The sequence below is a fragment of the Limosilactobacillus caviae genome (assembly GCF_014635905.1).
Lineage (GTDB): Bacteria > Bacillota > Bacilli > Lactobacillales > Lactobacillaceae > Limosilactobacillus > Limosilactobacillus caviae.
Map to the genome: position 1 here is coordinate 251764 of NZ_BMDS01000003.1, position 6286 is coordinate 258049.

Here is a 6286-nt window from a genome sequence, read left to right on the forward strand (position 1 = left end):
TATCAGGGGTATCGAGAACTTGAGAGAAGTCTATATCTAACCTATGTTCAAGAAATAAAACGGAATCTGAGATAAGCTCATTAAGAGTGTTGTCTTGAATTTGCTATGAAGAATAGTTAAACTAATAAGGTAATGATTGTATTATTTGGAGGCGACTAGCACTGACACAGAAAACACCACAGCAATTATTTGAACTTTTTGATAAGGCCACAGAAATTTTACAGGCAGCGTTGAGTTGTTCATATCTTGATGCATTGTTGGAGAATGCTGAAAATATTATTGACAATAATACTGTCCGTGTAGATGATGGGGTTCCTAACGAAAAGACAGTAAAAGAATTGCGAAAAATATATCAAGAATTAGATTTACAAAACGTAAAGCCAGAAATTATCCGGCAAATTATTCAGCTTAGTTTTTTGAAAGTAATTCGTAAAGACGCAATTCAGGCTAACCATCAAATGACTCCTGATACAATTGGCTTAATCATGGCTTTCTTGATTGAAAAGGTCACTAAGACTAAAGAAATCAAGACGGTTTTTGATCCAGCAGTTGGAACGGCTAATTTATTAACAACAGTTATGAATCAGCTTAAAGTAGATGGAGATAAGAACATTGCTGGCTTTGGGATTGATAATGATGAGGATATGCTTCAAGTTGCGAGTGTAAGTACAGAACTCCAGCATCTTGATGTTAAGTTATACCATCAGGATGCAATTACAGCATTAGATATCCCTCAATGTGATTTAGCTATCTCTGATTTGCCAATTGGTTACTATCCACTTGATGAAAATACTAAAAATTATCAAACCAGGGCTAAGGAAGGACACTCTTATGTCCATCATTTATTGATTGAGCAAGCAATGAATTACCTTAAGCCGGGAGCTTTTGGGGTGTTCTTAGTGCCAAGTAGCTTATTTCAAACTAAAGAATCACAATCATTTGTTAAATGGATTCAGTCTGTTGCTTATTTACAGGGGCTTATTAACCTACCAGCAGAACTTTTTGCTAACCCGAATGCACAAAAGTCAATTTTATTATTACAACGTCAAGGTGGTAATAGTAAACAAGCTGTTAAGGTTTTGTTAGGCGAGTTCCCTTCATTCAAAGACAAAGCTAGATTTGCTTCATTTATGAATGATGTTAGTCAATGGGTAACAACGAATTTACGTTAAAGGAGAAAAGTCAATGTCAAAAACAATCGCAGTTAACGCTGGAAGTTCAACGCTTAAGTTCAAGTTATTTGATATGCCAAGCGAAGATGTAGTAGCTGAAGGTACTATTGAACGTATTGGTGAGAAAATGGGTCATGCTAAGATCAAATATGGTGATGGTCAAAAGCATGAAGAAGATAAGCCGTTTGCTGATCATGCTGCAGCAGTTAATTACTTGTTGGACCAGTTAACAGCATTAAACATCGTTGCTAGTTATGATGAAATTACAGCAGTAGGTCATCGAATTGTTGCTGGAGGTGAATTCTTTAAGGATTCTACAGTGATTGATGATGATGTTATCAAAAAGATTGATGAATTATCAGAATATGCACCACTTCATGAACCTGCTGAATTAATTGGAGTTCAAGCATTTCGTAAAGTATTGCCAAATGCATTTGCCGTAGCTGTTTTTGATACGTCATTCCATGTTGATATGCCTGAAATGAATGCATTATACAGTGTCCCTTATGATTGGTATGAAAAATATGGTGCTCGTAAATATGGTGCTCATGGGACTAGTCACCGTTATGTTTCTGCTCGCGCTGCTGAAATGCTAGGTAAGCCACTTGAAGAACTTAAATTAATCACGATGCATATTGGTGCTGGAGCTTCAATTACTGCGGTTAAAAATGGAAAGTCTTTTGATACTTCAATGGGCTTTACCCCGGTAGCTGGAATTACAATGGCTACTCGATCAGGGGATGTTGACCCATCCTTAATTGCTTTCATGCAAGGAAAACTCAATTTATCTTCTGATGAAATGATTGATATTCTAAACCACAAATCCGGTTTACTTGGTATATCTGGAACTTCACCGGATATGCGGGATATTCTTGCTGCTGCTGAAAAAGGCGATGATCGTGCCCAATTAGCATTGGATATTTACATTAACCGAATTGTACGCTACATTGGTGCTTATATTGCTGAAATGGGCGGAGCTGACGCTATTGTATTCACTGCTGGTGTTGGTGAAAATAGTGTCCCTGTACGAAAGATGATTACAGATAAGTTAAGCTACTTTGGCATTAAGATTGACCAAGAAAAGAACGATTGTCATGGCGTTGAGCGCGATCTTTCAGCGGATGATGCTAAGATTAAGACATTATTGATTCCAACTAATGAGGAGTTAATGATTGTTCGTGACATTGAACGATTAAAGAAAAATAATTAACTTAGTTTAAATATATTCAATAAAACGCAACTAGTCGGCAATAAAAGTTTGTCTCTAGTTGCGTTTTATTTTAGAATTTAAGATGATTATAATTATTGTCAAGAGAGAGGGTTAATTATGAAATTTTTTACATCTGATACTCACTTCTTTCATGATAGTTTACTAGGAATGAATGATTTTGCGCCACGGCCCTTTATTAATGTTGATGAGATGAACCAAACAATAATTAATAATTGGAATAATAAGGTTGGAGAGAATGATATTGTTTACCATCTAGGAGATATTGCTCTATATTTTGTTAAGCCCCAGCGAGATGCATATCAGGCTATTCTTGAAATACTATTGCAGCTGCATGGTCATTTGATTCTTATAAAGGGTAACCATGATAGTCGGGCCTTATTTAAATACCTCCAGAATCATAATTATGTATTTAATGGGTTGCCTAAATTTCAGTTTCATGATGTAGGAGCATTGATAAAATATGATCACCGTCAATATTATTTAACCCATTATCCAATGATGTTAGGGATAGCACCTCAGATAATTAATCTCCATGGTCATATTCACCATTATTCAGTCCCCGTTAAAGAAAATATTAATGTGGGAATTGACGCTCCAGAACTTGACTATCTTACAGTTAAGCCTAAGTTTGGCGCGCCATTAAATTTTAAGGAAATAGAAGAGATTGTAAATAAAAAAGCTATCCAATATCCAGGACAGGATATTAAGGCTTAAGTATAAAAGGATGTGAAAAGATGAATCGAGCTAAAATTCAGGATTATATTGATCAGCGTGAGGAGCAGCGATCGTTAATCTACCATGTAGAGAAGAGTGATAAGGTTCATTTTACAGTAAACGGTCACCCTTATGAGTTAGTTAAGGAATACCGTAATGGTTTTGACGCTGAAAAATTTGCTGAACGTTTTAGCAGTGTATTAAGCAAATACGACTATATCGTTGGTGACTGGGGATATGATCAGTTACGGTTAAAAGGATTTTATGATAGTGATAATCCATTGTTTGAGCCAGATCAAAGCGTAGAGACAATTGAAGATTATTTATTTGAATATTGTAATTTTGGATGTGCTTACTTTATCATTCATAATAATGATATCTGTATTCCGCGCCAGCATAGTCATCGCCAGCGCAATTCAAAAAAACGGACTACGCCGATTATTCACGAACGGCGACGTAAGATTAAGCAAGCAAATGTGCGTCAACGGCATAACCAGCAGGCTGAACGTGTTAAGAACGGACATCATCAAAAATTCGTAATGCATCAACGAAAAAAGAGGAGTTAGGCTAAATAATGAAAGACTATCAAGGATACTTTATTGATCTAGATGGGACAACATATAAGGGAAAAAAACAAATTCCAGCAGCTGCTAGGTTTATAAAACGGCTACAAGATGCAGGAAAATGTGTTTTGTTTGTAACAAATAATAGTACACGGACCCCGGATTTTGTTGCAAACAATCTCCGTAATAATCATAATATTAATGTCACTACTGAAAATATTTATACAACTGCAATTGCAACAGCGGATTATTTGCTATCGATTGCTCCGATAGGAAGTAAAGTTTATGTAATCGGTGAATCTGGATTGAAATCAGCACTTCAAAACCGGGGATTCATTATTACTGATGAAAGGCCGGATTACGTAATTGTTGGGCTTGATACAAGCGTTACGTATGCCAAGCTTGAAAAAGCGGTCTTGCTGATTCGTCAGGGAGCTAAGTTTATCGGGACGAATGCAGATAGTAATTTGCCAAATGAACGGGGAATGGTACCTGGAGCTGGATCAATTGTAAAACTAGTAGAATATGCAACGCAGCAGAAGCCGATAATGATTGGTAAGCCTGAAGCAATCATTATGCAGATGGCACTTGCAAAAGTACAGTTACCTAAAGAAAAGGTAATAATGGTCGGTGATAATTACCATACTGATATTGAAGCGGCGATTAATGTGGGGATGGATAGTTTGCTGGTCTATACTGGCTTGTCGCGACCGGAAGAGGTAATAAAAGAAAAGATTCAACCAACATATAAGGTGAATAGTCTTGATGAATGGCAAATATGAATTAGTACAATGGACGAGGGCAATTCTATTAATACTGCTTAGTTTAATAACGGCTGTTAGTATTGCTCTTTTTATTGTGGTTAATATATCACCGCTATTCCTTACATTCCCTCATAATTCAATGGGCGTCTCTCCCCATAAGCTGAGGTTAGATTATTTAAGGGTAATTAAGTATCTTCAATTACCATGGATAAATACGTTAAAGCTAAATTATCTTCCAATTGCTCGTTCAGCAACGCATCACTTTGCAGATGTGAAGCAGCTTATTGTGGCAAATGAAGTAATAATAATTGGAGCAGTTCCGCTTTTAATTTATGGTTTAAAAAAACAAAAACGGCAGAATCAGCTTTGGCGCTTACTTCTACCGTTTCAAGTGCTATTTATTCTATTAGTTTTTAGTGGCTTTATGGGGATAACAAACTTTGATGCTTATTTTATCAAATTTCACCATCTCTTTTTTAATAATATGGATTGGGTATTCAATCCTAGGACAAGCCCGATAATATTATTAATGCCCGAGAGTTTTTTTACATTACTTTTTTCGCTGTGGTTGTTGATTACCTTATCGATACTATTGATTATATGGGGATGGATAAAATGGGAATTACGCATCTTCTTTAGTAAAACGTGAACGGATTGCACCAACTACTGCTGGAATTAATGTTACAACGATAATTCCAATAATGATGACTGAGAAATGTTCTTGAACAAAAGGAAGATTACCGAAGAAGTATCCGCATCCGCAACAAAGCAATACCCAAATTACACAACCAATAATACTATATTTAATAAATTGTTTATAAGGGAAACCGGAACCAGCTGCAGCAAAAGGAGCAAAGGTTCGGATAATTGGAATGAAACGGGCAAGGATAATAGCAGGTGCACCGTGTTTTTCAAAGAAAGCCTCAGCACGCTCTAAGCTTTCTTTGTTGATAAGTTTACCAAACAGTGAGTGATTGGATAGGCTTTCCCCAATTTTATGGCCAATCAAAAAATTAAGTGAATCACCGCCGAAACAAGCGCAGAGGAATATGAGGATGAAGACCCAAATATTAAGGTGGTATCGGGGATCGGCAGCAAGTGCGCTGGCAGCAAATAATAATGAATCTCCAGGAAGAAACGGCATAATAACTGCTCCAGTTTCAATGAAGATAATAGCAAATAAGATTAAATAAGTTGCATCACCAAATTGGTTAACGATCTGGATTAAGTGAACATCAATATGCAGTATGAAATCAATTAGAGTTGCCAAATCAATTCTCCTTTTATATATATTAAGATAATACTGTTAAAGTGTAGCAAGATAGAAAAATATTGTGAAGTACCCATTAAAAGTTTTAATAGTTTTTTTGAGTTCAGTATTTTCTTAATTAAAAATTCTTGAATTTACTTAGTAGAAAAATGTTTGTTAATTTAATAGATGGTTAATTTATATTAACAGCTTTGGTACATGGATAGTGATAAAATCGAACAATCAAATGAATTCATTGTTATAAAATTCGAATAAGGTAACTTGAAATAAAAAAGTTGGGATAAGCTGTTGACAATGATTGAGTTACACTGTATAGTAGTTATCGTTGTCAAAGCAGTTAAGAGCTGCTGAGATGTTTCAAATTGAAAGTTATAAATAATTGTTGACATCTGATTGACAACATGATATATTAATAAAGTTGCTGATTGAGTTATTGATCAGAAGGAATTCAAAATTAATTTAAATTTCTTCTTGACAAGTTAAATCGATATATGATATAATAAGTATGTTGATTGACTGCTTAGTTAGTTAACTGGTAGACCTTTGAAAACTGAACAAAGTTTCGACGAATC

General features: G+C 35.4%; 7 protein-coding genes. 6 read left to right on the forward strand and 1 reads right to left on the reverse strand.

Going from position 1 to position 6286, the window contains the following annotated elements:
• Positions 1-161 precede the first annotated feature (161 nt).
• The 6 genes from IEU90_RS06020 (at position 162) to IEU90_RS06045 (ending at position 5093) form a co-directional block, all read left to right on the forward strand.
• Positions 162-1172, forward strand: a complete 1011-nt coding sequence (locus tag IEU90_RS06020) for a class I SAM-dependent methyltransferase (RefSeq protein WP_325064712.1) — start codon at positions 162-164, stop codon at positions 1170-1172.
• 13 nt (positions 1173-1185) lie between these two features.
• Positions 1186-2382, forward strand: a complete 1197-nt coding sequence (locus IEU90_RS06025; protein WP_153710249.1) for an acetate/propionate family kinase — start codon at positions 1186-1188, stop codon at positions 2380-2382.
• Positions 2383-2499: 117 nt separating this feature from the next.
• On the forward strand, positions 2500-3117 hold the full coding sequence (locus IEU90_RS06030; RefSeq protein ID WP_153710250.1) for a metallophosphoesterase family protein: 618 nt from the start codon (positions 2500-2502) through the stop codon (positions 3115-3117).
• Between the two features lie 20 nt (positions 3118-3137).
• Complete coding sequence (locus IEU90_RS06035; protein WP_153710251.1) at positions 3138-3683, forward strand: YutD family protein; 546 nt, start codon at positions 3138-3140, stop codon at positions 3681-3683.
• 8 nt (positions 3684-3691) lie between these two features.
• Entirely contained in the window at positions 3692-4462 is a 771-nt protein-coding gene (locus tag IEU90_RS06040) for a TIGR01457 family HAD-type hydrolase (protein ID WP_153710252.1), read from the forward strand.
• Complete coding sequence (locus IEU90_RS06045) at positions 4446-5093, forward strand: TIGR01906 family membrane protein (RefSeq protein ID WP_153710253.1); 648 nt, start codon at positions 4446-4448, stop codon at positions 5091-5093. Before IEU90_RS06040 ends, IEU90_RS06045 begins: the two co-directional genes overlap by 17 nt.
• Here IEU90_RS06045 and IEU90_RS06050 read toward each other — a convergent pair.
• On the reverse strand, positions 5067-5714 hold the full coding sequence (locus IEU90_RS06050) for a VTT domain-containing protein (RefSeq protein WP_153710254.1): 648 nt from the start codon (positions 5712-5714) through the stop codon (positions 5067-5069). The two genes, IEU90_RS06045 and IEU90_RS06050, sit on opposite strands and share 27 nt — an antisense overlap.
• Positions 5715-6286: the final 572 nt, after the last annotated feature.

Excerpts from the sequence above, each read along its gene's own strand:
- IEU90_RS06030 (WP_153710250.1), top strand. The coding sequence starts at position 2,500 with ATGAAATTTTTTACATCTGATACTCACTTCTTTCATGATAGTTTACTA.
- IEU90_RS06035 (WP_153710251.1), top strand. The coding sequence starts at position 3,138 with ATGAATCGAGCTAAAATTCAGGATTATATTGATCAGCGTGAGGAGCAG.
- IEU90_RS06045 (WP_153710253.1), top strand. The coding sequence starts at position 4,446 with ATGAATGGCAAATATGAATTAGTACAATGGACGAGGGCAATTCTATTA.
- IEU90_RS06025 (WP_153710249.1), top strand. The coding sequence starts at position 1,186 with ATGTCAAAAACAATCGCAGTTAACGCTGGAAGTTCAACGCTTAAGTTC.
- IEU90_RS06040 (WP_153710252.1), top strand. The coding sequence starts at position 3,692 with ATGAAAGACTATCAAGGATACTTTATTGATCTAGATGGGACAACATAT.